Origin of the sequence: Pseudomonas sp. PDM05 (assembly GCF_014851685.1) — a bacterium.
GTDB lineage: Bacteria > Pseudomonadota > Gammaproteobacteria > Pseudomonadales > Pseudomonadaceae > Aquipseudomonas.
Map to the genome: position 1 here is coordinate 970536 of NZ_JACVAC010000001.1, position 26197 is coordinate 996732.

21 protein-coding genes are annotated in these 26197 nt (G+C 60.9%); 12 read left to right on the plus strand and 9 right to left on the minus strand.

From position 1 onward, the window contains the following. Window positions 1–200: 200 nt before the first annotated feature. From IB241_RS04540 to cobA, 8 genes are all read left to right on the plus strand, one after another. Window positions 201–1427, plus strand: coding sequence for a CmpA/NrtA family ABC transporter substrate-binding protein (locus IB241_RS04540; protein ID WP_192297154.1), 1227 nt, complete (start codon window positions 201–203; stop codon window positions 1425–1427). 13 nt (window positions 1428–1440) lie between these two features. Further along, on the plus strand, window positions 1441–2016 hold the full coding sequence (locus IB241_RS04545; RefSeq protein ID WP_192297155.1) for an ANTAR domain-containing response regulator: 576 nt from the start codon (window positions 1441–1443) through the stop codon (window positions 2014–2016). A 211-nt stretch (window positions 2017–2227) separates the two neighbouring features. Further along, window positions 2228–3439 carry a nitrate/nitrite transporter gene (locus IB241_RS04550; RefSeq protein WP_192297156.1) on the plus strand — a complete coding sequence of 404 codons (1212 nt, stop codon included), beginning with the start codon at window positions 2228–2230 and terminating at the stop codon, window positions 3437–3439. Next, window positions 3439–5109 carry a bifunctional protein-serine/threonine kinase/phosphatase gene (locus IB241_RS04555; RefSeq protein WP_192297157.1) on the plus strand — a complete coding sequence of 557 codons (1671 nt, stop codon included), beginning with the start codon at window positions 3439–3441 and terminating at the stop codon, window positions 5107–5109. Before IB241_RS04550 ends, IB241_RS04555 begins: the two co-directional genes overlap by 1 nt. 234 nt (window positions 5110–5343) lie before the next feature. After that, window positions 5344–7797, plus strand: a complete 2454-nt coding sequence (gene nirB / locus IB241_RS04560; RefSeq protein WP_192297158.1) for a nitrite reductase large subunit NirB — start codon at window positions 5344–5346, stop codon at window positions 7795–7797. Further along, window positions 7794–8111, plus strand: a complete 318-nt coding sequence (gene nirD / locus IB241_RS04565) for a nitrite reductase small subunit NirD (protein ID WP_192297159.1) — start codon at window positions 7794–7796, stop codon at window positions 8109–8111. The genes nirB and nirD overlap by 4 nt, the downstream gene beginning before the upstream one ends. Beyond that, window positions 8111–10819: a nitrate reductase gene (locus tag IB241_RS04570; RefSeq protein ID WP_192297160.1), complete on the plus strand. Its 2709-nt coding sequence runs from the start codon at window positions 8111–8113 to the stop codon at window positions 10817–10819. The genes nirD and IB241_RS04570 overlap by 1 nt, the downstream gene beginning before the upstream one ends. Before the next feature lie 10 nt (window positions 10820–10829). Continuing rightward, the gene (gene cobA / locus IB241_RS04575) at window positions 10830–11573 is read left to right on the plus strand and encodes a uroporphyrinogen-III C-methyltransferase (RefSeq protein ID WP_192297161.1); all 744 of its coding nucleotides are present in this window, start codon (window positions 10830–10832) and stop codon (window positions 11571–11573) included. A 60-nt stretch (window positions 11574–11633) separates the two neighbouring features. Here cobA and IB241_RS04580 read toward each other — a convergent pair whose 3' ends face one another. From IB241_RS04580 to ppsA, 8 genes are all read right to left on the minus strand, one after another. After that, complete coding sequence (locus tag IB241_RS04580; protein ID WP_192297162.1) at window positions 11634–12614, minus strand: OmpA family protein; 981 nt, start codon at window positions 12612–12614, stop codon at window positions 11634–11636. Between the two features lie 107 nt (window positions 12615–12721). Beyond that, window positions 12722–13312, minus strand: a complete 591-nt coding sequence (gene sigX, locus IB241_RS04585; protein ID WP_122485727.1) for an RNA polymerase sigma factor SigX — start codon at window positions 13310–13312, stop codon at window positions 12722–12724. Between the two features lie 87 nt (window positions 13313–13399). Beyond that, window positions 13400–14224, minus strand: coding sequence for a mechanosensitive ion channel family protein (locus IB241_RS04590; protein ID WP_003175519.1), 825 nt, complete (start codon window positions 14222–14224; stop codon window positions 13400–13402). A 2-nt stretch (window positions 14225–14226) separates the two neighbouring features. Next, entirely contained in the window at window positions 14227–14472 is a 246-nt protein-coding gene (locus IB241_RS04595) for a CrfX protein (RefSeq protein WP_192297163.1), read from the minus strand. Between the two features lie 86 nt (window positions 14473–14558). After that, on the minus strand, window positions 14559–15554 hold the full coding sequence (locus IB241_RS04600) for a zinc transporter ZntB (protein WP_192297164.1): 996 nt from the start codon (window positions 15552–15554) through the stop codon (window positions 14559–14561). 25 nt (window positions 15555–15579) lie between these two features. Then, complete coding sequence (gene rraA, locus IB241_RS04605; RefSeq protein ID WP_032887592.1) at window positions 15580–16071, minus strand: ribonuclease E activity regulator RraA; 492 nt, start codon at window positions 16069–16071, stop codon at window positions 15580–15582. A gap of 188 nt (window positions 16072–16259) precedes the next feature. Then, entirely contained in the window at window positions 16260–17249 is a 990-nt protein-coding gene (locus tag IB241_RS04610) for an alpha/beta fold hydrolase (protein ID WP_192297165.1), read from the minus strand. 106 nt (window positions 17250–17355) lie between these two features. Continuing rightward, on the minus strand, window positions 17356–19731 hold the full coding sequence (ppsA, locus tag IB241_RS04615; protein WP_192297166.1) for a phosphoenolpyruvate synthase: 2376 nt from the start codon (window positions 19729–19731) through the stop codon (window positions 17356–17358). A gap of 178 nt (window positions 19732–19909) precedes the next feature. Between ppsA and IB241_RS04620 the strand changes: the two genes are divergently transcribed. Next, on the plus strand, window positions 19910–20728 hold the full coding sequence (locus tag IB241_RS04620; protein WP_192297167.1) for a pyruvate, water dikinase regulatory protein: 819 nt from the start codon (window positions 19910–19912) through the stop codon (window positions 20726–20728). A gap of 139 nt (window positions 20729–20867) precedes the next feature. Here the strand turns inward: IB241_RS04620 and IB241_RS04625 are convergent, their stop codons facing one another. Beyond that, a complete protein-coding gene (locus tag IB241_RS04625; protein WP_192297168.1) occupies window positions 20868–22292 on the minus strand; it encodes a PLP-dependent aminotransferase family protein in 1425 nt (474 codons plus the stop codon). Between the two features lie 160 nt (window positions 22293–22452). Here IB241_RS04625 and IB241_RS04630 point away from each other — a divergent pair, with 160 nt between their 5' ends. The 3 genes from IB241_RS04630 to IB241_RS04640 are packed head-to-tail and all read left to right on the plus strand — an operon-like array spanning window position 22453 to window position 26177. Beyond that, the gene (locus tag IB241_RS04630; protein WP_192297241.1) at window positions 22453–23346 is read left to right on the plus strand and encodes a DMT family transporter; all 894 of its coding nucleotides are present in this window, start codon (window positions 22453–22455) and stop codon (window positions 23344–23346) included. A 38-nt stretch (window positions 23347–23384) separates the two neighbouring features. After that, the gene (moeB, locus tag IB241_RS04635; protein WP_192297169.1) at window positions 23385–25247 is read left to right on the plus strand and encodes a molybdopterin-synthase adenylyltransferase MoeB; all 1863 of its coding nucleotides are present in this window, start codon (window positions 23385–23387) and stop codon (window positions 25245–25247) included. 15 nt (window positions 25248–25262) lie between these two features. Next, window positions 25263–26177, plus strand: coding sequence for a PLP-dependent cysteine synthase family protein (locus IB241_RS04640; RefSeq protein ID WP_192297170.1), 915 nt, complete (start codon window positions 25263–25265; stop codon window positions 26175–26177). Window positions 26178–26197 lie beyond the last annotated feature (20 nt).

Sequence of the window (26197 nt, forward strand, 5' to 3'; positions counted from 1 at the left end):
CACTCAGCTTTCAATCTTGACGGAAAGCTGACGGCAAGTGACCTCCACCGCCCCGTGGCATGTGCATTGCTTTGCACTGTGCATCAGAGCGCGCGCCAACGAAGGCGCAGGCTTACGGACAAAGGCGTCGTTACCTTGCAAGGGCCTCTACCGCCACCCGAGGGAACGACGCTTTTTTTTGAGAGAAAAGGCAGGTGTTGATGAACGAACCGGCAGACTACAGCCCGACCCGCAATGCGCTGGCCTGGGTCAATGGCAGTGACGCCCCGGAAAGAAGCAGCCTGGACCTCGGCTTCATGGCCTTGAGCGATTGCGCCTCGCTGGTCGTCGCCGCCACCCAGGGCTTCGCCCAACCTTATGGCCTGACACTCAACCTCAAGCGCCAGGCGTCCTGGGCCAACCTGCGCGACAAACTGGTCAGCGGTGAACTCGACGCCGCCCACAGCCTGTATGGGCTGATCTACGCGGTGCACCTGGGCATCGGCGGCGTTGCGCCGACCGACATGGCGGTGCTGATGGGCCTGAACCAGAACGGCCAGAGCATCAACCTGTCCCACGGCCTGCAACAGCAAGGAGTGGTCACTCCTGAGGCGCTGGATCGCCACGTGCACCAAAGCCGCACAAAACTGACCTTTGCCCAGACGTTTCCCACAGGCACCCACGCCATGTGGCTGTATTACTGGCTGGCGAGCCAGGGCATTCATCCGCTACGGGATGTCGATAGCGTTGTAGTCCCTCCGCCGCAAATGGTCGCGCATCTGCAAGCCGGGCGTATCGACGGTTTCTGTGTCGGCGAACCCTGGTCCGCCAGCGCGGTGAAGCAGAACCAGGGCTTTACGATGGCGACTACCCAGGCGATCTGGCCGGATCATCCGGAAAAAGTCCTTGGCTGCACCCAGGCGTTCGTCGACCAATACCCCAACACCGCTCGCGTACTGGTGATGGCGATCCTCGAAGCCAGCCGCTTCATTGAACAAAGCCAGGAAAACCGCCGATCCACCGCGCAATTGCTCAGCGCCCGCGACTACCTTGACGCGCCGCTCGACTGCATCGAACCGCGCCTGCTCGGCACCTACGACGACGGCCTCGGCAACCACTGGCAAGACCCCCATGCCCTGCGTTTTTTTGCCGAAGGCGCGGTAAACCTGCCGTATCTCTCCGACGGCATGTGGTTCATGACTCAATTCCGTCGCTGGGGCCTGTTGCGCGACGACCCGGACTATCTGGATGTTGCCCGCCAGGTCCAGCAACTAGCGCTCTATCGCGACGCCGCCAGCGCCGTTGGCCTCAGCACGACAGCCGCGGACATGCGCAGCAGCCAACTGATCGACGGCAAGATCTGGGACGGCCGTGACCCCGCCGCCTACGCGCGCAGTTTCCGCCTGCACGCAATGACCGATCCCACAAGCCGCCAGGCCTTGCGCTGACAGGAAGAACGATATGCTGCGAATCCTGTTGATCAACGACACCCCGCGTAAGGTCGGCCGACTCAAGGCCGCGCTGATCGAGGCCGGTTTCGAGGTGATCGATGAGTCAGGCCTGACCATCGACCTGCCCGCGCGCGTCGAAACGGTGCGTCCGGACGTGATCCTGATCGATACCGAGTCACCCGGGCGCGATGTGATGGAACAAGTGGTGCTGGTCAGCCGCGACCAGCCCCGGCCCATTGTGATGTTTACCGACGAACATGACCCAGATGTGATGCGCCAGGCGATCAAGTCCGGCGTCAGCGCCTACATCGTCGAAGGCATCCAGGCCCAACGCCTGCAACCGATCCTCGACGTGGCCATGGCACGCTTCGAGAGTGACCAGGCCCTGCGCGCCCAGCTGCAGGCCCGCGACCAGCAGTTGGCCGAGCGCAAGCGCATCGAACTGGCCAAGGGCATGCTGATGAAAATGAAGGCCTGCAATGAAGAAGAGGCCTACACCCTGATGCGCCGCCAGGCCATGAGTCGCCAGCAGAAACTGATCCAGGTGGCGGAGCAGATTATCGCCATGAGCGAGTTGCTCCGCTGATCTGGCGCAGCTCTTGCTAAAGGATCTTCACAGGTAGCCAACGGCGGTTGCCCCTCCACGACAAAGACGTCGCACATCCGGTTTGCCCCTCGCGAACCCGGTGGCGGCGTTTTTGCGTTTTGGCCCCAGTGCATGGGGCCGGTGGGGCGGCCTTAGCCGGCTGTTCCATCACCAGGCCTTCTTACAAGACTACCAACCGTTGAGGTGCGTGATGAAATCAAGCTTCTGGAAATCCGGGCACACCCCGACCCTGTTTGCCGCATTCCTGTATTTCGATTTGAGCTTCATGGTCTGGTATCTGTTGGGCCCGCTGGCGATTCAGATTGCCGCCGACCTGCACCTGACCACTCAACAGCGTGGCCTGATGGTCGCGACGCCGATCCTCGCCGGCGCGGTGCTGCGCTTTTTGATGGGCATGCTGGCCGACAAGCTGTCACCCAAGACCGCCGGGCTGATCGGCCAGGTGATCGTGATCGCGGCGTTATTAGGCGCCTGGAAACTCGGTATCCACAGCTACGAACAAGCCCTGTTGCTGGGCGTGTTCCTCGGCATGGCCGGCGCATCCTTTGCGGTCGCACTGCCATTGGCGTCCCAGTGGTATCCCGCCGAACATCAAGGCAAAGCCATGGGCATTGCGGGCGCAGGCAACTCCGGCACCGTGTTTGCGGCGTTGCTGGCGCCAGTGTTGGCAGCCGCGTTTGGCTGGAGCAATGTGTTCGGTTTTGCGCTGATCCCATTGACCCTGACCCTGATCGTGTTCGCCTGGCTCGCCCGTAATGCTCCCGAACGGCCGAAAGCCAAATCCATGGCCGACTACTTCAAGGCCCTGGGCGACCGTGACAGCTGGTGGTTCATGTTTTTCTACAGCGTGACCTTCGGCGGCTTTATCGGCCTGGCCAGTGCCCTGCCCGGCTATTTTAACGACCAGTACGGCCTGAGCCCGGTGACCGCTGGCTACTACACCGCCGCCTGCGTGTTCGGCGGCAGCCTGATGCGCCCGCTGGGCGGCGCCCTGGCCGACCGTTTCGGCGGGATTCGTACCCTGCTCGGTATGTACGGCGTGGCGGCGGTGTGCATCGCGGCGGTGGGTTTCAACCTGCCGAGTTCCTACGCGGCACTGGCACTTTTCGTCTGCACCATGCTCGGTCTTGGTGCCGGTAATGGCGCGGTATTCCAGTTGGTGCCGCAACGTTTTCGCCGTGAAATCGGCGTGATGACCGGCCTGATCGGCATGGCCGGCGGTATCGGCGGCTTTGCCCTGGCGGCAGGAATGGGCGCGATCAAACAGAGCACCGGCAGCTATCAATTGGCCTTGTGGCTGTTCGCTAGCCTGGGCGTGCTGGCCTGGTTCGGCCTGCACGGCGTGAAGCGTCGCTGGCGCACCACCTGGGGCTCGGCCGCCGTGACGGCCGCGCGCGTCTGATGAGCCTGCAACTGAGCATCGCCCACGCCAGCGCCATCGGCCCACGCCCGGAAAACCAGGACGCGCTGCGGGTGGTCACGCCCGTGGCCGAACTGGCCGCAAGCAAAGGTTACCTGTGCGCCCTGGCCGACGGCGTCAGCCAATGCGCCGACGGCGGCCTGGCGGCACGCTCGACCTTGCAGGCACTGGCCCTGGACTACTATGCCACGCCGCAAACCTGGGGCGTGGCCCAGGCGCTCGAACGCTTGCTGCTCGCGCAGAACCGCTGGCTGCAAGCCAATGGCGGCGGCCAGCCACTGCTGACCACCCTCAGCGCCCTGGTGTTTCGCGGCCAGCGTTTCACCCTGGCGCATGTCGGCGATTGCCGGGTGTATCGCTGGCTGGATGGCGAGTTGCAACGCATCAGCGACGACCATGTGTGGGAGCAACCGGGCATGCAGCATGTGCTCAAGCGCGCCCTCGGCCTGGATCAACACCTGGTGCTGGACTTTCTCGACGGCGAATTGCGCCAAGGCGAGTGCTTCCTGCTGCTCAGCGACGGCGTGTGGGCCACCCTTGCCGAGCACAGCATCAGCGCGATCCTGCGTGAGCAAACCGACCTCGAACTGGCGGTCAACACCCTGGTCAATGCCGCACACCTGGCCGGCAGCCAGGACAACGCCAGTGCCCTGCTGGTGCGTATCGACACGCTCGGCGCCGCGACCCTCGGCGACGCGCTGGTGCAGTTACAGCAATGGCCGCTGCCGCCGCCACTGAAAACCGGTCAATCCTTCGAGGGCTGGCAGGTAGAAGGTGTGCTGGCACACAGTCGACAGTCATTGCTGTACCGGGTACGCGATGCCCAGCAGCAGCCATGGCTGCTGAAAACCCTGCCCCTCAACCGCGACGACGACAGCGACGCGGGGCAGGCCTTGCTGTCGGAGGAGTGGTTCCTGCGCCGGGTAGCCGGGCGCGCGTTTCCTGAAGTCCACGCCGCCAGCGCGCGTCAGCATTTGTACTATGTGATGCGCGAATATCCGGGGAGAACCCTGGCACAACTGTTCCAGCAACAAGGCCCATTGCCCCTGGCGCAATGGCTGTCCATCGCCGAGCGGTTGGTACGCGCGGTGGGCATGCTGCATCGGCGGCAGATCCTGCACCGCGACATAAAACCGGAGAACCTGTTGCAGGGGGACGACGGTGAGTTGCGCGTGCTGGATTTCGGCCTGGCCTACTGCCCGGGGCTCTCCGAAGACCGCGCGCACCTGCTGCCCGGCACCCCGAGTTTTATCGCGCCCGAGGCTTTCAGTGGAGAACGTCCTACGGCCCAACAGGATTTGTACAGTGTCGGCGTGACGCTGTATTACCTGCTGACCGGGCACTATCCCTACGGAGAAATCGAAGCGTTCCAACGGCCGCGCTTCACCCAACCCGTCAGCGCCAGCCGGTATCGCCCCGACCTGCCGGAGTGGCTGCCCCTGAGCCTGGGACGGGCGGTGGCCTCGCAACCCACACAACGGTATGAAACCGCTGAAGAGTGGCTGCGCGACCTGGAACAGGCCGACCGCCGCGAATTGAGCGTGCACCCAAGGCCGCTGCTGGAGCGCGAACCGCTCAAGGTCTGGCAAACCCTGGCCGCCATGTCTTTGCTGCTCAATCTGGTGCTGCTGTACTGGCTGCTGCACCACTAGAGGGCAAATAGCTCTGCGACATCGGGCCCAAACCCAATAAATCCGGGCATCTGCCAACTTGGCACAACCGCTGCATTAGCTCTTTCAACAACAGACATATAGCCGCCCCTTCAACGACGAAGGGTCGCGCTTCCCGAGAGAACGGGACCAGGACAAAGGCGTCCTCGCTAGGTAACTAGCGGGGACGCCTTTTTTTGTTTGCGCGTGATTTGTCGAGCCATTGCGGAGAACGACATGAAAAAACTCAAATTAGTGATGATCGGCAACGGCATGGCCGGGGTTCGCACCCTTGAAGAATTGCTCAAGCTGAGCAGCGACCTGTACGACATCACCGTGTTCGGCGCCGAGCCGCACACCAACTACAACCGCATCCTGCTGTCGCCGGTGCTGGCCGGTGAACAGACCTTTGAAGAGATCGTGCTCAACGACCTCAGCTGGTATCTGGACAACAACATCAAGTTGCTGCTGAACCGTAAAGTGGTGCAGATCGACCGCGTCAAACGCATCGTCATCGCCGAAGACGGCAGCGAAGCCGAATACGATCGCCTGCTGATCGCCACCGGCTCTACCCCGTTTATCCTGCCGATCCCCGGCAATACCTTGCAGGGCGTGATCGGCTACCGCGACATCGCCGACACCCAGGCCATGATCGACACCGCCAAGACTCATAAGCACGCGGTGGTCATCGGCGGCGGCCTGCTCGGCCTGGAAGCCGCCAACGGCCTGATGCTGCGCGGTATGCACGTGACCGTGGTGCATATCGGCGAATGGCTGCTGGAGCGACAACTGGACAAGACCAGCGGCCAACTGCTGCAAACCGAACTGGAAAGCCGAGGCCTGGTGTTTCGCCTGTGTGAACAGACCCAGGCGCTGCATGATGCCGGCAATGGTCGCGTCGGCTCGGTGCAGTTCAAGAACGGCGACATAATCCCCGCGGATTTGGTGGTGATGGCCGCCGGCATTCGCCCCAACACCGAACTCGCGGAAAAATCCGGTATCCCGTGCAACCGTGGGATTCTGGTCAACGACACCCTGCAAACCTACGACCCACGCATCTACGCGATCGGCGAATGCGCCAGCCATCGCGGGATCGCCTACGGCCTGGTGGCGCCCTTGTTCGAACAGGCCAAAGTCTGCGCCAACCATTTGGCCCAACTGGGTTTTGCCACCTACAAAGGCTCGGTGACTTCGACCAAGTTGAAAGTGACCGGTATCGACCTGTTTTCGGCCGGGGACTTCATGGGCGGCGAAGGCACCGAGACCATCACCCTCTCCGACCCGATTGGCGGCGTGTACAAGAAGCTGGTGATCAAGGACGACATCCTGGTCGGCGCCTGCCTGTACGGCGACACCGCCGACGGTGGTTGGTATTTCCGCCAGATCCGTGAGAACCACGCCATCGGCGAGATCCGCGACCACCTGATGTTCGGCGAAAACGCCTTGGGTGACGTAGGCCATCAAGGCCAGGACAAGGCCATGAGCATGGCCGACAACGCCGAGGTCTGCGGCTGCAACGGCGTGTGCAAGGGCACCATCGTCAAGGCGATCCAGGAACAGGGCTTGTTCAGTGTCGATGAGGTGAAAAAACACACCAAGGCCGCCAGTTCTTGCGGTTCCTGCGTCGGCTTGGTCGAGCAGATCCTGATCAACACCGTGGGCGGTGCGGCCGATGTCAAACCGAAAAGCGAAAAAGCCATCTGCGGTTGCAGCGACCTCAACCACGGGCAAATCCGCCAGGCCATCCGCGACCAGCACTTGCTGACCATCGCCGGCACCATGAGCTACCTGAACTGGCGCACGCCCAACGGCTGCGCCACCTGCCGCCCGGCGCTGAACTACTACCTGATTTCCACCTGGCCCGGCGAGGCCAAGGATGATCCGCAATCGCGCCTGATCAACGAACGCGCCCACGCCAACATTCAGAAAGACGGCACCTACTCCGTAGTCCCCCGGATGTGGGGCGGTGTGACCAATCCTGGGGAACTGCGCCGCATCGCCGATGTGGCCGACAAATACAACGTGCCAATGGTCAAGGTCACCGGCGGTCAGCGCATCGACCTGCTCGGTATCAAGAAGCAGGACCTGCCGGGGGTGTGGAAAGACCTCGACATGCCATCCGGCCATGCCTACGGCAAGTCCATCCGCACTGTAAAAACCTGCGTGGGCAGCGAGTTCTGCCGCTTCGGCACGCAAAACTCCACGCAACTGGGCATCGAGCTTGAGCACGACCTGTTCAATATGTGGTCGCCGCACAAGGTCAAGCTGGCGGTGTCCGGCTGCCCACGCAATTGCTCGGAAGCCGGCATCAAGGACGTGGGAATCATCGGCGTCGATTCCGGCTGGGAGATGTACATCGGCGGCAACGGTGGGATCAAGACCGAGGTGGCGGAGTTCTTCGTCAAGCTGAAAACCGCTGAAGAAGTGCGTGAGTACAACGGCGCCTTCCTACAGCTGTACCGCGAAGAAGCCTTCTACCTTGAGCGCACCGTGCACTACCTGCAACGGGTCGGCATGGAGCACATCAAGAAAGCCGTACTCGAAGACCCCGCCCGCCGCCAAGCCCTCAACGAGCGCCTGCAGTTCTCGCTGTCGTTCGAACAAGATCCGTGGAAAGAGCGCCTGGAACAGCCCCTGCTGAAAAAAGAATTTGATGTGATCCCCGTCCAACAACTGGAGGTGCCGGCATGAACTGGCTGAATATCTGCGCCCTCGACGAAATCAACGTGCTGGGCTCGCGCATCATCCAAGGCCCCAAGGGCGACATCGCGATTTTTCGTACCAGTGATGATGAAGTCTTCGCCCTTGACGACCGCTGCCCACACAAGGGCGGCCCGTTGTCCCAAGGCTTGATCTACGGCAAGCGCGTGGCCTGCCCGCTGCACAACTGGCAGATCGACCTGGCGTCCGGCGAAGCCCAGGCACCAGACGTCGGTTGCGCCCACCATCACCCGGCCCGTGTGGAAAACGGCCGGGTGCTGCTGGCCCTGCGGGACGCCGTGTGATGAACCGCCAGACCACCGCGTCCACCTGCTGCTATTGCGGGGTGGGGTGCGGCGTGTTGATCGAACATGACGGCGCGCAAATCCTGGGGGTGACGGGCGACCCGAGCCACCCGGCCAACTTCGGCAAATTGTGCAGCAAGGGCTCCAGCCTGCACCTGACCGGCGACATATCCGCCCGCGCCTTGTACCCGGAGCTGCGCCTGGGCAAAGGCCTGGCGCGCTCGCGCACCGACTGGGATACCGCGCTGGAACACGCCGCCAACGTGTTCGCCGACACCCTCGCCGAACACGGGCCGGACAGCGTGGCCTTCTACATCTCCGGGCAACTGCTGACCGAGGACTACTACAGTTTCAACAAACTCGCCCGCGCCCTGGTGGGTACCAACAACATCGATAGCAACTCGCGGCTGTGCATGTCCTCGGCGGTGGTCGGCTACAAGCGCAGCCTGGGTGCCGATGCGCCGCCTTGCAGTTATGAGGACCTGGAAAACAGCGACTGCGTGATGATCGTTGGCAGCAATATGGCCTACGCCCACCCGGTATTGTTCCGACGTCTTGAAGAGGCCAAGGCACGCCGCCCCCAAATGAAAGTGCTGGTGATCGATCCACGCCGTACGGACACTTGCGACTTGGCTGACCTGCACCTGGCGATTCTGCCGGGCACCGATGTGGCGTTGTTCCATGGGATCTTGCATTTGCTGCTGTGGGAAGACTGGATCGACCGCGCGTTTATCCAGGCGCATACCGAGGGCTTGGCCGAGCTCAAGCGCTTGGTGCACGACTACACGCCGCAGATGGTCACACAGTTGTGCGGGATCAGCGTCGAGCAGCTGCGCTTGTGTGCCGAGTGGGTGGGCACCTCCAGCAGTTTCCTGTCGCTGTGGTGCATGGGGCTTAATCAGTCCACCGCCGGCAGCGCAAAAAACAGCGCGCTGATCAATCTGCACCTGGCCACCGGCACCATCGGCCGACCAGGCTGTGGGCCGTTTTCCCTGACCGGTCAGCCGAATGCCATGGGCGGGCGCGAAACCGGCAGTTTGTCGAATTTGCTGCCGGGGCACCGTGAGGCAGCGAACCCAGAGCATCGCGCACAGGTTGCGGCGTATTGGGGGGTTGAGTCGTTGCCGGCGGCTACCGGGCTGACCGCTGTCGAACTGTTCAAGCAGATGCAGGCCGGCAAGATCAAGGCGGTGTGGATCGCCTGCACCAACCCGGCGCAATCGCTGCCGGACCAGAACAGCGTGCGCGCGGCGTTGGCGGCTTGTCCCTTTGTGGTGTTGCAGGAGGCGTTTCGGACGACGGAAACCGCAGCCTTTGCCGACCTGTTGTTGCCCGCCGCCAGTTGGGGGGAGAAGGAAGGCACGGTGACCAACTCCGAACGGCGCATTTCCCACGTTCGCCGAGCTATCGCCCCACCGGGAGAAGCGCGGCCGGATTGGGCAATTACCGTAGATTTCGCACAGCGTCTGGAACGTCGCTTGCGTCCAGGGCGCGACAGTCTGTTTGCGTTCGAGCAGCCTGCGCAGGTTTTTGACGAATACAAACTGCTGACCCAGGAGCGTGACCTCGACCTGTCAGGCATCAGCCACGCCCTGCTCGACAAGATCGGGCCACAACAATGGCCGTTTCCGAAAGGGGCACAGGCCGGCACGCCACGCCTGTATAGCGATGGCCGCTTCCCCACCGCCAGCGGGCGCGCGCAGTTTGTCGCCGACCCGTATCGCGCAGCCAAGGAACAGCGCGATGCACGCTTCCCCCTGACCCTGATCACCGGCCGCCTGCGCGACCAGTGGCACGGCATGAGCCGCACCGGCACTGCCGCGCAGTTGTTCGGGCACGTCAGCGAGGCATTGCTGAGCCTGCATCCGGACGAAATGCGCCGTCATCGCGTGAAAGACGGTGATCTGGTCAACCTGAAAAGCCGTCGCGGGCAAGTGATCGTGGCCGTCAGCGCGGACGACAGTGTGCGCCCGGGCCAGGCGTTCCTGCCGATGCATTGGGGGGATCGGTTTCTCAAGGGCGGCGTGAACGCACTCACCCAGCCGGCATTCGATCCGTTGTCGAAACAGCCGGAACTCAAGCACAGCGGGGTGCGCCTGGAGACCGTGCACCTGCCTTGGCAGCTGTTCGCCCTGATCGAGGGCGATGTGCAGCAACACTTTGAAGCCTTGCGCCCGCTGTGCGAGGGCTTTGCCTACGTGAGCCTGAGCCTGGCCGGGCGCGAGCGCCCTGCCCTGCTGGTGCGGGCCGCACACAGCGAGGCGCCCGACCTGCAACTGCTGACGCGTATCGACCAATTGCTGGGCCTGAATGACGGGCCGGTGATGGCCTATGACGACCCGCGCCGCTCGATTGGCAAGCGGGTGAAAATCGAAAAAGGCCGTATCACGGCGCTGCGCCTCGCCGGGGAAACCTTGGCGCGGCACTGGCTGCAAAGCCTGTGGCTGGAGGGGCGTACAGACGATCAACTGCGCCGCTGGTTGTTGGCGCCCCTCAGCGCCCCGCCGGGGGGTGCGGCGGCCAGCAGCAAGATCCTGTGCAACTGCAAAAACGTCAGCGAGAACGCTGTGTGCAGCGCCATTGGCCGGGGCCTGGATCTGGATGGGTTGAAGCGGGAGTTGGGTTGCGGCACGCAATGCGGCTCCTGTGTCCCGGAAATCAAACGTTTATTGGCGAGCAACCTGCAGCCAATCGCAATCAGTGTGTGAGGGCAACGACATGAGCGCAAAAGTCTGGCTGGTGGGCGCAGGCCCCGGTGATCCGGAACTGCTGACCCTCAAGGCGGTAAGGGCCCTGCATGGGGCCGATGTGGTACTGATTGATGACTTGGTCAATCCGGCGGTGCTGGAACACTGCGCGAGTGCGCGGGTGATCACGGTAGGAAAGCGCGGTGGTTGTCGCTCGACGCCGCAGGATTTCATCCACCGCCTGATGCTGCGTTATGCGCGCCAGGGTAAGTGCGTGGTACGGCTCAAGGGCGGCGATCCGTGCATTTTCGGGCGGGGCGGCGAAGAAGCCATGTGGCTGCATGAGCGCGGGATCGAGGTGGAGTTGGTCAACGGAATTACCGCGGGCCTGGCGGGGGCGACGAATTGCGCGATCCCCCTGACGTTGCGCGGTGTCAGCCGTGGTGTAACCCTGGTCACGGCGCATACCCAGGACGACAGCAGCCTGAATTGGCGTGCATTGGCCGAAAGCGGGACGACGTTGGTGGTGTACATGGGGGTGGCGAAGCTGGAGGAGATTCGCCAACAACTGCTGGAGGGCGGCATGGCGGCGGATATGCCGGTGGCGATGATCGAAAACGCTTCGTTGCCTCACCAGCGCGAATGCCGCAGTGCGCTGTCGCGGATGCATGAGGACGCCCAGGCGTTTGCCTTGAAGAGCCCGGCCATCCTGGTGATTGGCAAGGTCGCGGCCAATGGGCAAGCCGCTTATGTAGCGGCAGCGGCCAGCGCCTGAGGCAAATTGCAGGCGAAAAAAAGCCCGGCCTGAGCCGGGCTTTTTTCTACCACTCAGTAATTACTGAGCTTGGGCTTCAACCGACGCTTCTACGCGACGGTTAACAGCACGACCAGCTTCAGTTGCGTTGTCAGCAACTGGGCGGGATTCGCCGTAACCTACGGAAGTTACGCGGTTGGCAGCAACGCCGTCTTTAACCAGGACTTGCTTAACAGCGTCAGCACGACGCTGGGACAGCTTCTGGTTGTAAGCGTCTGGACCTACGGAGTCAGTGTGACCAGCCACTTCTACGTGGGTAGCTGGGTACTGCTTCATGAAGTCAGCCAGGTTTTTCACGTCGCCGTAGCTGTTAGGCTTAACAACGGCCTTGTCGAAGTCGAACTTAACGTCCAGCTCAACACGAACAACCTGAGCAACTGGAGCTTCTGGCTCTGGGGTTGGCTCTGGAGCTGGTGCTGGGGTAGGAGCCGGAGCTACTGCGCCAGCGTTGCCGCCGAAGTTCACACCCAGGCCAACCAGTGCGGAGTAATCCCACTTGCCGTTGTCCATAGCGTAGTCAGCTTCAACACCAGCACGAGCGTACAGGTTGTCGGTGAAGTAGTACTTCACGCCAGTACCAACGATAGCCAGGGTCGACTGATCGCGACCGCTGTGGCCGTCAGCTTTGACGTTGCCACGGCTCTGGTGACCGAAACCACCTTCTACGTATGGACGCAGGCTGTCTACGCCAGCTTGACCGAAGTGATACTGGGCAACCAGGCTGCCGGTATCGCCTTTGATTTTCTGGTTACCAGTACCGTCGTTCGAACGGGTGTGGTTGGTTTTGTCGTAGGACAGGTTCAACGACAGGTCGTCGGTCAGGAAGTAACCAATGCGAGCGCCTGGGTTGAAGCCGTCTTCGATGTGCTTAACGCTATCGTTGAATTGCTTCTTGTAGAACAGCTCGCCTTCAACTGCGCCTTGGCCTTGTGCCAGTGCGCCGAAAGAAGAAGCGGCAATAAGAGTACCAATGGCCAAGCCCAAGGTGTTTTTCAGTTTCATCCGTTAAATCCCCATCTGGTGATTGTAAAGCAGTCCCACAAACCGGGGGACAACTCGGCGACAAGTCTAACAGAACTTGCCTACACGTAAGAGATATTTGCCACGCACTAAGTTTCAGTCTCGCCCGCAAATTTCTCACGTAATTTATCTAGAGCACGTTTGTAACGCATTTTTGTAGCACTCAAACCCATGTGCATGATGTCAGCGATTTCCTGAAACTCGAGCTCTGCGACAAATCGTAGCACCAGAATTTCCCGGTCAATCGGGTTCACATACACCAACCAACGATCGAGTCCGCCCTTCTCCTCGGGTGCCGGCGTCTTCTCTTCAGACGCTTCCTCAAGGGGGTCCAGACTCAACGCGTCCATCAAGCGACGCTTTCGTCGTTCCTTGCGATACTGCGTGATGCACTCGTTGTACGTGATGCTATAGAGCCATGTCTTGAACTTCGATTTCCCCTCGAAGTTCTTCAAGCCGTACAGCACCTTGAGCATCACTTCCTGACAGACATCATCCGCATCTCTATCGTTCCCTAAATACCTTGAACAAACGTTGAACAGAGTGCGTTGATATCTGCGCATCAATTCTTCGTACGCGCGAGTTACGTGAAACAGCTCCGTGTGCGAGCGCGCGACCAACTCCTCATCAGAGAGCTCACGGGGGTCATAGCGCGTGGACAGCGTTTGGGCTTTATTCAAAACAAGTCGTGCCGACAGTCAGGTCAATGTCCGCTACAGCCCGGTCACCCGGGTTTGCGGCGGCGTACATTAGCAGGGTTTGCCGGATTAGCGGCTACTGACCTGCTGCTCCAGGAGAATCCGATTGGACAACGACACGAGGTCGCCGTCGTCGGTCAGCACTGTCGTCTTGACAGTACCGATCTCCTCGATTTGCCCTTCGACCTCGCCCACACGCACCTGTTGCCCCACCTGATACAGCTCACGCACATAGATTCCCGCAAGAATCTGGCCGGCAATTTCCCGGCTTCCGAGGCCCATGGCCAGTGCAACGGCCAGACCAACGGTAATCAAAACGATCACAATCACGTGGTTGAGCAGGTCAGTCTTGACCTCCAACTGGCTGATCGCGACCGAAATACTGATGATGATCACCAGCCCCTGGGCAATTCGCCCGAGGCCTGCGGCATAGTCCAGCCCCACGCCTTCCGCGGCGCCGCGCACCAGGCCGTTGGCCAATTGCGCCAGCAGAACGCCTACCAGCAGCACCAACGCGCCGCCGAAAACCTTCGGCAAATACAGCGCCAGCATGTCGAGCGTAGCTGAAACTCGCTCAAGTCCAAGGGATTGAGCCGCAGAAACCAGAAAAATCAGCAATACGAACCAGTAGACGATCTTGCCGATCAGCGTGGAGATCGGCACTTGCAGCCCGGCACGGCCCAGCAACTTGGTCAGGCCGGTGCCGGCCATCAGGCGATCAAGGCCCAGTTTGGCGAGCAATTTGGACAGCAGGGTGTCGAGCAGCTTGGCCACGACAAAGCCCAGCAACACCAGTACCAGAGCACCAAACAGGTTGGGAATGAAGTTCGCCACCTTGGTCCACAACGCGGTCATCGCGGTGACCAGGCTCTGGGTCCAGAGATCAAGTTCCATATTCAATCAGCCTTATCAGCAGTGCGAGCAAGAGATCTACGACGGGAAACCGGCGATACGTGGGCCGAACCATTGTTCAGGGCCATCATCAACGCCGGCAGCCAACGACCGAGCAGACCGAACAAATCACCCGCCCCTACCTGACGGTTGGCGGTTTTCAGCACGCGACCCAGGCAGGCATCGTCATCCCGGTTGGATGGCGAAGCATTGAGCATGTCACGCAAAGACTGTTCGAACGGATCGTGCATAAAGACCTCTCGCAAGTGTTTTAAAAGACGAGGGTAAAATTCTTGGGGTCACATAGGACCCTTCCTACGTTCAGCTCATATTCAGCTCAAACCCAGCGCAATCGTCGAAATAGCCACCATTGTCCCAGCGCAACCGCCACCATCATCAGGCAGGCAATCACGAATCCGTAGGGGCTGGCGGAGAACGGAATCCCGCCCACATTGATACCCAGCAAACCGGTGAGAAAACTCATCGGCAGGAAGATCCCGGTGATGATACCGAAGCGATACATGGTGCGGTTCATGCGCACGCTCAAACGCCGGTCTTCGGCCTCCAGCACAAGCCCCACGCGCTCCCGAGCCAATTCGAGCTCTTCCAGGTAACGCGTCAGACTGTTGTTCAATTCGTTCCAGTAATCGGCATCGTCGTCACAGAACCACGGCAATTTGATCCGCGTCAGCTGGGCAAAAATGTCGCGCTGCGGGGCGAGGAATCGCTTGAGCCCGGCCGCTCGCCGACGGATCTGCAAAACGCTGCCATGTTCCGGGGTATACCGTTCGTCGGTATCGAGTTTTTCTTCCTCGGTATCGACGATTTCAGACAGGTCGGTGACCAGATCCTGCACTTTATTGGTCAGGTACTGCGCCATATAAAGGATAAGTTCTGACGCCGTTTTAGGACCTTTGCCATCCGCCAACTGCACCAACAGCTCATCGGTGGCACGCAACGGTCGCAGGCGCAGGGAAATCACCCGGTTGGCCGCAGCAAAGATACGTACCGAGACCATGTCCTCCGGCTCGGCGCCGGGGTTGAGGTTGACCCCGCGCAGGAACAGCAACAGCTGCGCATCCGGCAGTGGCAACAGGCGCGGGCGGGTGTTTTCCTCCAGCAGCAGGTCGCAGGCGAATTCACTCAGGCCACTGGATTTGCGCAGCCAGGTCTGCGTTTGGGGATGGCTGCGATCCCAGTGCAGCCACAGGCTTTCCTGGGGCTGCAGTTGCAAATCGTCAAGCTCAGTCCGGGCAATCGAACGCGCACCGCCTTTACCGTCCAGCACCAGGGCATGCACCAGCCCCCATTGCGCGTTTTCTTCCTCGAACATCCTCACCCCTGTCGGCTATTGCAGTTTATTCAGGCATTTTCAGCGGGCTTGGCGAGACAATCACGCCATTGTTGTCGGCGTAGATGTACTCACCCGGACGGAACGTCACCCCGGCAAACGTCACCACCACGTTCAGGTCGCCGATCCCGCGCTTGTCGGTCTTCATCGGATGGCTGGCCAGGGCCTGCACCCCCAGGTCGGTCTGCGCGATGACATCGACATCACGGATGCAACCGTAGATCACCAGGCCTTCCCAACCGTTTTTCGCGGCTTTCTCGGCGATCATGTCGCCCAGCAAGGCGCGGCGCAGGGAACCACCACCGTCAACCACCAACACCTTGCCAGCGCCCGGCTGGTCGGCTTGTTCCTTGACCAGCGAGTTGTCCTCGAAGCACTTGATGGTGACGATCTCACCGCCAAAGGAATCTCGGCCACCGAAGTTGCTGAACATCGGCTCGACGACCTGCACCAGGTCCGGGTAGGCATCGCACAGGTCGGGGGTCACGTAATGGTTCATCGAAAAAATTCCTTTCTGCCAAAGAAGTGTCTTTCAAGGAAGTACCGGTCGAAACAGGCGCAGAACATCCCACTCGCTTCGCCGCAACGCAATAGCCACTGCGCGACTGAATATGACCAGAAGCGTTCAGCGCGTCATATCTTAGCCGCAACCGCAAAGGAGCGAAACGCCCGTGGCTGAGCGCTCCATCAAACCTTAGTCGCAGGCTCGACCGAGGCACCGGGCAAAGGTGTGAGCGGATCCTTCAGCCATTGCGTCATCAACGGCCACACTTCAGCCTGCGCCGCTTTGCTGACCAGCATCTCTACGTGCCCGAAATCCCCGCTGAAACCCTGCTGGCGTCCCAGGCACAGGTACTGGCGATGCTCAGAACCCACCTGTTCGAACAGCTTGCGGCAGGCCCAGTCCGGGTCTTGATGATCGCCGGCGGCGCTCACCGCCAACAGCGGCACATCGACCTCGGCCAAACCTTTCCACCAATCATTCTTACCCTCGCCAAAACGGCCAAACAGGCCATTCCAGCGCATGGCTTCGATCAGCACGCCCGCCGGCTCATCCTCTGGGCCGCGCTTGTAGCGTGAGCCGGAAATCCCGCCGATGCGTTTCAACAGCACGCGCCCCGTCCACTCCACCGGCGGCAGCTTCAACGGCCAGTGCGTGCGACTGACCTGACAGCCAAACAATGCCGCAGAAGCCACCGCCGGTGCCCCCAGATACTCGCCCCCCAGGGCCGCAGCCAAGGTCGTGGCGCCCAGGGAATGGCCGATCCAGTGCGGAACCTGCGCACTTTGCTCACGTACAAACGCGCCAATGGCCGGCAAATCGTAACGCGCATAGTCGGCGACGCGGTTGCGCGTGTAGTCATGGTTGCGCTTGGACAAGCCATGACCGCGCATTTCCGGGATCCATACATCAAACCCCTGGCGCGCCAGGTAGGCCCCCAGACCGAGCCCCTTGGGCGAATACCAGAAGCGTCGGTTGGAAAAACTGCCATGCAATAAAATAACGGGAATGCCCCGGTTTTGCGGGACATCCGCCAGGCCCAAACGGGTAACCGCGAGCTCGACGGTGCCGTCGGGACTGTTACCGGGTTTGAGTCGGTAGACATCTTCACTCAGGTCGCCACGACGTTCAGCGCTGATCAGGGCGACAGGAAACAGGTTGCTACTGCTTTGCATAATGCTCTTGCACAAAAAAGGGCGGCGTCCGCGGGGATTGCCGCCCTGTACAGATAAGAATGCCGGTCACCCGCGACAGGTGACCGGCACTTTTGACGTATCGACCTTAGGCGGACGCTTGGCCTTCCGCCAGGAAGAACCAGGTTTCAAGCACGGAATCGGGGTTCAGCGAGACGCTTTCGATGCCCTGCTCCATCAGCCAGCGGGCCAGATCCGGATGGTCGGAAGGGCCTTGGCCGCAGATGCCGATGTACTTGCCAGCCTTGTTACAGGCCTGGATGGCGTTGGACAGCAGCTTCTTGACCGCAGGATTTCGCTCGTCGAACAGGTGCGCGATGATCCCGGAGTCGCGGTCCAGGCCCAGGGTCAGCTGGGTCAGGTCGTTGGAACCGATGGAGAAGCCGTCGAAGTACTCCAGGAACTCTTCGGCCAGGATGGCGTTGGACGGCAGTTCGCACATCATGATCACGCGCAGGCCGTTATCGCCACGGGACAGGCCGTTTTCAGCCAGCAGGTCGACAACCTGGCTCGCTTCGCCCAGGGTACGCACGAACGGCACCATGATCTCGACGTTGGTCAGGCCCATCTCGTTGCGCACACGCTTGAGGGCGCGGCATTCGAGCTCGAAGCAGTCACGGAACGCTTCGCTGATGTAACGCGAGGCGCCACGGAAACCCAGCATCGGGTTTTCTTCTTCCGGCTCGTAGAGCTTGCCGCCGATCAGGTTGGCGTATTCGTTGGACTTGAAGTCCGACAGGCGCACGATGACCTTTTTCGGGTAGAACGCCGCCGCCAGGGTGCTGATGCCTTCCACCAGTTTCTCGACGTAGAAGCCCACCGGGTCGTTGTAGCCGGCGATGCGTTTGTCGACGCTTTCCTTGATGTCCAGCGGCAGGCCGTCGTAGTTCAACAGGGCCTTGGGGTGCACGCCGATCATGCGGTTGATGATGAACTCCAGGCGGGCCAGGCCCACACCGGCGTTCGGCAGTTGCGCGAAATCGAAGGCACGGTCCGGGTTGCCGACGTTCATCATGATCTTGAACGGCAGGTCTGGCATGGCATCGATGGAGTTTTGCTTGATGTCGAAGCCCAGTTCACCTTCAAAGATGAAACCGGTATCGCCTTCGGCGCAGGAAACCGTCACGCCCTGGCCGTCTTTCAACAGCTGGGTAGCGTTACCGCAACCCACCACCGCAGGAATCCCCAGCTCACGGGCGATGATCGCCGCGTGGCAAGTCCGCCCGCCACGGTTGGTGACGATCGCGCTGGCGCGCTTCATCACCGGTTCCCAATCCGGGTCGGTCATGTCGGAGACCAGTACGTCACCTGGCTGGACTTTATCCATTTCGGACACGTCCTTGATGATCCGCACCTTGCCGGCGCCGATACGCTGGCCGATGGCACGGCCTTCCACCAGCACGGTGCCGGTTTCTTTCAGCAGGTAGCGTTCCATGACGTTGGCCGAAGTGCGGCTCTTCACGGTTTCCGGACGGGCCTGCACGATGTACAGCTTGCCGTCGTCGCCGTCTTTGGCCCACTCGATGTCCATCGGGCACTTGTAGTGCTTTTCGATGATCATCGCTTGTTTGGCCAATTCGCTGACTTCAGCGTCGGTCAGGCAGAAACGCGCGCGCTCGGCCTTGTCGACATCAACGGTCTTGACCGAGCGACCGGCCTTGGCCTCGTCGCCGTAGATCATCTTGATGGCCTTGCTGCCCAGGTTACGGCGCAGGATGGCCGGGCGACCCGCTTCGAGGGTGCCCTTGTGTACGTAGAATTCGTCCGGGTTTACCGCGCCTTGTACGACGGTTTCGCCCAGGCCGTAGGCGCCGGTGATAAACACCACATCACGGAAGCCGGATTCGGTGTCCAGGGTGAACATTACGCCGGCGGTGCCGGTTTCCGAACGCACCATGCGCTGCACACCGGCAGACAGGGCCACCAGCTTGTGGTCGAAACCTTGGTGTACGCGGTAGGAAATGGCGCGGTCGTTGAACAGCGAGGCGAAGACTTCCTTGGCCGCGCGGATCACGTTTTCCACGCCGCGGATGTTCAGGAAGGTTTCCTGCTGACCGGCGAAGGAGGCGTCCGGCAAGTCTTCGGCAGTGGCCGAGGAGCGCACGGCGACGGCCATGTCCGGGTTGCCCGCCGACAGGGCGGCGAAGGCGGTGCGGATTTCCGCGTTGAGCTTCTCGGGGAACTCGGCTTCCATGATCCACTGGCGGATCTGGCTGCCGGTCTTGGCCAGGGCGTTGACGTCGTCGACGTCCAGTGCGTCCAGCGCGGCGTGGATCTGAGCATTGAGGCCGCTCAGTTCGAGGAAATCGCGGTAAGCCTGGGCCGTGGTGGCAAAACCACCGGGCACCGATACACCAGCGCCTGCAAGATTACTGATCATCTCGCCGAGGGATGCGTTCTTGCCCCCTACGTGCTCTACATCATGGACGCCGAGCTTATCGAGGGAAACTACGTACTCTACCAAGGTGATCTCTCCACTAACTGTGTTGGAAAAGCTCAGGACGCGGGCTGCTCAGTAGGAGCTTTCGCCGGCGTTTGTGGCCTGGACCTGGAAAATAAGTGAGAATGCGGCCCACTGTGGGACGGCAAAATCGCGCCTATCATATCCAAGATTCGTCATCAGCTTAAGGCCCAGGGCTCAAATGAAACGATCTGCTTTCTTTATCTCCGACGGCACCGGCATCACAGCCGAAACATTGGGTCAAAGCCTGCTCGCGCAGTTCGAAAACATTACCTTCGCCAAATTCACGCGGCCTTATATCGACAGCGTGGAAAAAGCGCGGGCCATGGTACAACAAATCAATCTGGCGGCTGAAAAAGACGGCTTTCGGCCGATCATTTTCGACACGATCGTCAATCAAGACATCCGTGAGATCCTTGCGACCTCGAATGGTTTCATGATCGACATCTTCTCGACCTTCCTGGCGCCCCTGGAACAAGAGCTGAGTGAACACTCCTCGTACTCTGTAGGAAAGTCCCATTCCATTGGCCATAACTCCAACTATATGGAGCGTATCGAGGCGGTGAACTTCGCCCTCGACAATGACGACGGCGCCCGCACGCACTACTACGACAAGGCCGACCTGATCCTGGTGGGCGTATCGCGCTGCGGCAAGACCCCGACCTGCCTGTACATGGCCATGCAATTCGGTATCCGCGCGGCCAACTACCCGCTGACCGAGGACGACATGGAACACCTGACGCTGCCTGCGGCCTTGCGTTCGCACCGGCACAAGCTGTTCGGCCTGACCATCGACCCGGACCGCCTTACCTCGATCCGCAACGAGCGCAAGCCCAATAGCCGTTACTCCAGCTATGCGCAGTGCGAATTCGAGGTGCGTGAAGTGGAAAATCTGTTCCGCCGCGAGAATATTGCGCACATCAATTCCACGCATTTCTCGGTGGAAGAGATTTCAGCGAAGATTCTGGTCGAAAAAGGCGTAGAGCGCCGATTCAAGTAACCCCGAAGCCTGTAGTGAGCGGGCTTGCCCCGCGCTGGGCGGCGCAGCCGCCCCAATCCCAGGCACCTCGGTCTCCCTGAAACACCGCGGCGGCCTTATTGGGGCGGCTTTGCCCCCCCAGCGCGGGCAAGCCCGCTCACTACAATTGAAATCGTCCGCCGCCCTGCCCCAGCGCGGTCGCCAGCGCATCAAACCCGGCCAACAGCAACTGATCATCCCCCGACGTATTGCAGATACTCGCCCGAATAAACTGCGGCACCGCCGTCTGCCCCACGGCAAACGCCTCGGCGGTGGCGATCAGGTAATTGTTCTGTTTGAGCTCGGCTTCGATTTCCGACGCGCGCCACGGCTCCGGGACTTCAATCCAGAAGTGCGGGCTGTTGAGGTGCGTGCGGTATTCAAGACCGGCCAACAACCCTTGCACCAAGGCTTTGCGGCGACTGATCTCATTGATCTGCTGGCGCAGCAGGTATTCGGCGGTGCCGTTTTCGATCCACTGTGTCGCCAGTTCCAGCGTCACCGGCGTGGCCATCCAGCAGGTCGAGCGCAGCGCCGCCGAGATGCGGCTGACCAAGGCCGGTGGTGCATGCACATAGCCCACGCGCAAACCGGCAGACACTGCCTTGCTCAAGCTGCTGATCAAAATCGTACGCTCAGGCGCGAAATAGCTGAGGGGCGGTGGACGATCCTCCACCAGCACGCCGTGGGCTTCATCTTCAAGAATCAGTAGATTGTGTTCCCGACAGACCCGGGCCAAGGCTTCGCGGCGCGGAATCGAAAGTACTGCAGTGGTCGGGTTCTGAATGGTCGGCGTGCAATACAACGCCGAAACCCGGTGGTTACGACAGACTTCATCCAACGCCCCCGGCAGCACGCCTTCCTCATCCATCTCCAGGCCGATCAGGCGCACGCCCAACATGCGCGCCGCCGTGATCAACCCTGGATAGGTCAGTTGCTCGGTGACCACCGTATCGCCGGCGCGCAGCAACGCCATCATGGCGCAGAGCAAACCGTGCTGGCCGCCGTTGACGCAGATGACCTGCTCGGGAATCGGATGAAAATCGCGCTGTACCAGCCATTGCGCACCCGCCTCGCGATAACGCGGCAGCCCGGCGTCGGGCGTGTAGGCACTGATGTCCTGGAGGAACTTGGCGTTGGTCGCCAGGGTTTGCAGGCTCTGGGCCAGGAAGGCCGTTTCCTGCCCTGGGATATGCATGTTGCGGCTCATGTCGAAGTACTGGCGCGGCTCCTCGCTGAAGTTGCGAAAGCCTTCATCGCGCTGGCGCTCCATCCCACGCTTGCGCACGAAAGTTCCATCCCCAACCCGCGCCACCACCAACCCCAGGCGTTCCAACTCGCCGTAAGCCCGGCTGATGGTGCCGATGGTCACCCCCAGATTGTCGGAAAGCACCCGATGAGGCGGTAGCTTTCGTCCTGGTTCAATCAGCCCTTCAAGGATGCCCCGTTCCATGACATCGGACAGGCGCTTGTACTTCACGCCCTGACCGCTGGACAACCCCTCACGCATAATTGACACCATGTCAATATTTGTTTTGACAGCCATCTTTCGCCCTAATAGTGTGCTTTTACGGGTTCAATCACCGGATGAAACAACTCAATACACAGTCAATATAGAGTTCAATTCCGGCTCATGGAAGTAATAAACGATGCCAATGTCCGCCGTTCTCGAAAACACTGAAAAAACCAAATCCCAGAAACAATGGCTGGCCGGCCTGGTCACCAGCGTGATGTTCCTGATCGTGTGCCTGAGCTGGGGCACCACCTGGCTGGGCATCAAGATCGCCGTGGAGAGCGTGCCACCGCTGACGTCCGCCGGCCTGCGCTTCCTGATCGCCTTCCCGCTGTTCCTGTGTTTTGCCATGGTGCGCCGTGAGCCGATCCTGTTTCCCCGGGAAAGCCGCTGGTTCTTCGTGTTCGTGACGCTTTCCTACTTCAGTGTTCCTTATTACCTGCTCAACTACGGCGAGATGCATGTCTCGTCCGGGCTTACCGCCCTGCTGTTCAGTTGCATGCCGGTGTTCATCCTGATTTTCTCCGCGCTGTTCCTGCGCGAGCGCATCTACTTCTCCCAGGTGGTCGGCATCGGCATCGGTTTCGGCAGCCTCTACATGATCATCAAGAGCCAGGGCCTGCACCTGGACCACGCCGAGTTTCTCGGGGTACTGGCCATTCTGAGCGCCGCGATCATGCACGCCTTGTGCTACGTCATTACCAAGCAAAAAGGCAGCGCCATCAGCGTGATCACCTACAACACCCTGCCCATCGGCATTGCCGGGCTGATGCTGTTCGTGGCGGGCCTGTGGTTTGAAACGCCGACCTTCGAGGCCATCACCCTGCGCTCCTGGAGCGCGTTGTTCTACCTGGGGCTGGTGGCCTCGGTCGGCGGGTTCATCGTGTACTTCATGCTGCTCAAGCGCTTGAGCCCGATCATCCTGTCGTTCGTGTTCATCATCTTTCCGGTGTTCGCGGTGATCATCGGCGCCTGGTACGAAGGCATGGCGATTTCCCGCGACCTGATGCTGTACTCGGCCATCCTGCTGGCCGGCTTTGCGATCACCAAGTTGCCGATTGAAAAACTCCTGGCCAAGAAAAATTGAGCTTGCGGCCCCATCAACATCAACCACGCGAGAGAAACATGGACGTCCTCCGCCCAAAAGCCCTGGAACAGATCTACGCCCACGCCAGCTCCAGCTATCCCGAGGAATGCTGTGGCTTCGTCTTCGCCGACGGCAGTGTGCACCTGGGCAGCAATATCCAGAACGAGCTGCACCGCAAGACCCCCCAGATGTACCCGCGCACCGCCGCCAACGGCTACACCTTCTCGGTGGCCGACACCCTACTGATGAACAAGGCGTCTCGCGGCAATAACCCAGTGGTGGTGATCTATCACTCCCACCCCGACGTAGGCGCCTACTTCAGTGACGAAGACCAGGACAAGGCGCTGTTCATGGGCGAACCGATCTTCCCTGTGAGTTATCTGGTGGTCGACGTTCGCCAGGGCCACGCCCTGGGCTCAAAACTGTTTGCCTGGGATGGCAAGCATTTCGCCCTCAACCCTTTCAACGACCTGCACACGGAGTTGTCCATGAACGCTGTCTCTTTCCCCGACATTCTGGTTCGCGTAGCCAAGCTGCCGGAATCGACCCTTGAAGGCACCGGATCGACATTGCGCGAAGTCATTGAAAACCTCTGCATCAACCACCCGCAACTGCGCCCGCACCTGTTCCACGAGAAGAACAACCAGCTCAAGGAGCACTTCCTGTTTACCGCCGAGGAAGAACTGGTGGGCGCCGATGATCGCCTCCCGGAAAAGGCCAGGATCGAAGTGCTGCTCGCCACTTCTGGCGGCATCGATGTCGACACGCTGAGCAATGAAGAGGTGCAGCGCTATGTGCGCCACATCACCCTGCCGGGCGTTGGCCGCGAAGGCCAGTTGAACCTCAAGAAAGCCAAGGTGCTGATCATCGGCACCGGCGGCCTGGGCTCGCCCATCAGCCTGTACCTGGCGGCAGCCGGCATCGGCACTCTGGGGCTGGTGGATTTCGATGTGGTGGAAAGCAGCAACCTGCAACGCCAGATCGTCCACGGCAACAGCACGTTGGGCCTGCCCAAGGTCGAGTCCGCCAAGCAGCGCCTGCAAGACCTCAACCGCCACATCCAGATCAATGCCCATGACACCGCCCTGAATGCCGACAACGCCCTGGAACTGGTGGGCGCCTACGATCTGGTGATCGACGGCACCGACAATTTCGACACCCGCTACCTGGTCAACGACGCCTGCGTCCAGCTTGGCAAACCCCTGGTGTACGGCGCCATCTACCGCTTCGACGGGCAGATCAGCGTGCTCAACTATAAAGGTGGGCCGTGCTACCGCTGCCTGTTCCCCCAGGCTCCGCCCGCCGAACTGGCGCCCAATTGCAGCGCCGGCGGGGTCATCGGCGTGCTGCCCGGCGTGGTCGGGATGATCCAGGCCACCGAAGCGATCAAATTGCTGATCGGCATCGGCGAACCCCTGTCCGGCCGCCTGATGCGCTTCGATGCGCTGGCGATGAAGTTCAGCGAGATCCGCTTCAAGCGCCGCGCCGACTGCCCGTGCTGCTCGGACCTGCGCCACAGCCAGACCCAGGCGCCAGCGGTCTGCGCCGACGCCGTGCCAAGCCAGCCGTCGCTGGCCGCAGAACGCTACATCAAGCCCCGCGTCCTCAAGCAACTGCTCGAACACCACCACAGCGCCGATGTGCTGCTGGACGTGCGTGACGCCAGCGAACTGGAAGTGTGCAAACTACCAGGCGTGGTGCACATTCCCCTGGCCGAACTGGACAGGCAACTCGACAGCCTCAGCCGCGACAATACCCACTACCTGATCTGCTACGCCGGCACCCGCGCCGAACAAGCTGCCACGACCCTGCTGGCGGCCGGTTTCGCCAATACCAAGGTCTTGCAGGGCGGGATGAAACACTGGGTGCGCGACGTCGAACCCGACATGCCGTTGTATTGAGCCGGGGATCGACTGATGCTGCATGACTCCATCCTCGACGTGATCGGCCACACGCCCATCGTGCGTCTGGCGCAGTTTTCCGAAGACCTCGGCATCGAGGTCTACGCCAAGCTCGAATCCCTCAACCCCGGCGGCAGCCACAAGGCGCGCATCGCCCTGGGCATGATCCTCGACGCCGAACGGCGTGGCGTGCTGATCCGCAACGCCGGGCAAACCATCATCGAGCCCAGTGGCGGCAACACCGGCATTGGCCTGGTAATGGCCGGCAATGTGCTGGGCTACAAAGTGGTGCTGGTGATCCCCGATAACTACAGCCCGGAAAAACAGAAGTTGCTGCGCCTCTACGGGGCCAAGGTGGTGCTGTCGGACAGCCGCCTGGGCAACAACTCCCATGGCGAGAAGTGCCTGGAAATGCAGCTGGAAAACCCCAGCTACGTGATGCTCAACCAGCAGCGCAATGGTGCCAATCCGCAAACCCACCGCGAGACCACCGCGCCGGAGATCCTGCGTGCCTTCGGTGACCTGCGCGTGGACTACTTCGTCAGCGGCATCGGCACCGGCGGCCATATCACCGGCATCGGCGAAACCCTCAAGGCCACATGGCCGCAGCTGCGGGTGATGGGCGTGGAGCCGGAAGAATGCGACCTGCTGAAAAACCAGCACGCACCGCACCATATCCAGGGCCTGTCGATAGGCCTGATTCCGAGCATTCTCAACCTCGACGTACTGGACGGCATGCTCAAGGTGTCGCGCCAGGAGTGCATCGACATGATGAAACGCATCATGCGCACGGACGCCATCAGCCTGGGCCTGTCCTCGGCGGCCAATATGGTCGCCATCGCCAGGCTTGCCCCGGAACTGCCCACCGAAACGGTGGTACTGACCATGGTCTACGACAATGCCGACAGCTACCTGCCCAGTTTCGAATAAACGGTTTCCCAACCATCCAG

Bases quoted from the DNA above. Each gene is read 5' to 3' on its own strand.
- IB241_RS04540 (WP_192297154.1), top strand. From the start codon at position 201: ATGAACGAACCGGCAGACTACAGCCCGACCCGCAATGCGCTGGCCTGG.
- IB241_RS04545 (WP_192297155.1), top strand. From the start codon at position 1,441: ATGCTGCGAATCCTGTTGATCAACGACACCCCGCGTAAGGTCGGCCGA.
- IB241_RS04550 (WP_192297156.1), top strand. From the start codon at position 2,228: ATGAAATCAAGCTTCTGGAAATCCGGGCACACCCCGACCCTGTTTGCC.
- IB241_RS04555 (WP_192297157.1), top strand. From the start codon at position 3,439: ATGAGCCTGCAACTGAGCATCGCCCACGCCAGCGCCATCGGCCCACGC.
- nirB (WP_192297158.1), top strand. From the start codon at position 5,344: ATGAAAAAACTCAAATTAGTGATGATCGGCAACGGCATGGCCGGGGTT.
- nirD (WP_192297159.1), top strand. From the start codon at position 7,794: ATGAACTGGCTGAATATCTGCGCCCTCGACGAAATCAACGTGCTGGGC.
- IB241_RS04570 (WP_192297160.1), top strand. From the start codon at position 8,111: ATGAACCGCCAGACCACCGCGTCCACCTGCTGCTATTGCGGGGTGGGG.
- cobA (WP_192297161.1), top strand. From the start codon at position 10,830: ATGAGCGCAAAAGTCTGGCTGGTGGGCGCAGGCCCCGGTGATCCGGAA.
- IB241_RS04580 (WP_192297162.1), bottom strand. From the start codon at position 12,614: ATGAAACTGAAAAACACCTTGGGCTTGGCCATTGGTACTCTTATTGCC.
- IB241_RS04590 (WP_003175519.1), bottom strand. From the start codon at position 14,224: ATGGAACTTGATCTCTGGACCCAGAGCCTGGTCACCGCGATGACCGCG.
- IB241_RS04595 (WP_192297163.1), bottom strand. From the start codon at position 14,472: ATGCACGATCCGTTCGAACAGTCTTTGCGTGACATGCTCAATGCTTCG.
- IB241_RS04600 (WP_192297164.1), bottom strand. From the start codon at position 15,554: ATGTTCGAGGAAGAAAACGCGCAATGGGGGCTGGTGCATGCCCTGGTG.
- rraA (WP_032887592.1), bottom strand. From the start codon at position 16,071: ATGAACCATTACGTGACCCCCGACCTGTGCGATGCCTACCCGGACCTG.
- IB241_RS04610 (WP_192297165.1), bottom strand. From the start codon at position 17,249: ATGCAAAGCAGTAGCAACCTGTTTCCTGTCGCCCTGATCAGCGCTGAA.
- IB241_RS04620 (WP_192297167.1), top strand. From the start codon at position 19,910: ATGAAACGATCTGCTTTCTTTATCTCCGACGGCACCGGCATCACAGCC.
- IB241_RS04625 (WP_192297168.1), bottom strand. From the start codon at position 22,292: ATGGCTGTCAAAACAAATATTGACATGGTGTCAATTATGCGTGAGGGG.
- moeB (WP_192297169.1), top strand. From the start codon at position 23,385: ATGGACGTCCTCCGCCCAAAAGCCCTGGAACAGATCTACGCCCACGCC.
- IB241_RS04640 (WP_192297170.1), top strand. From the start codon at position 25,263: ATGCTGCATGACTCCATCCTCGACGTGATCGGCCACACGCCCATCGTG.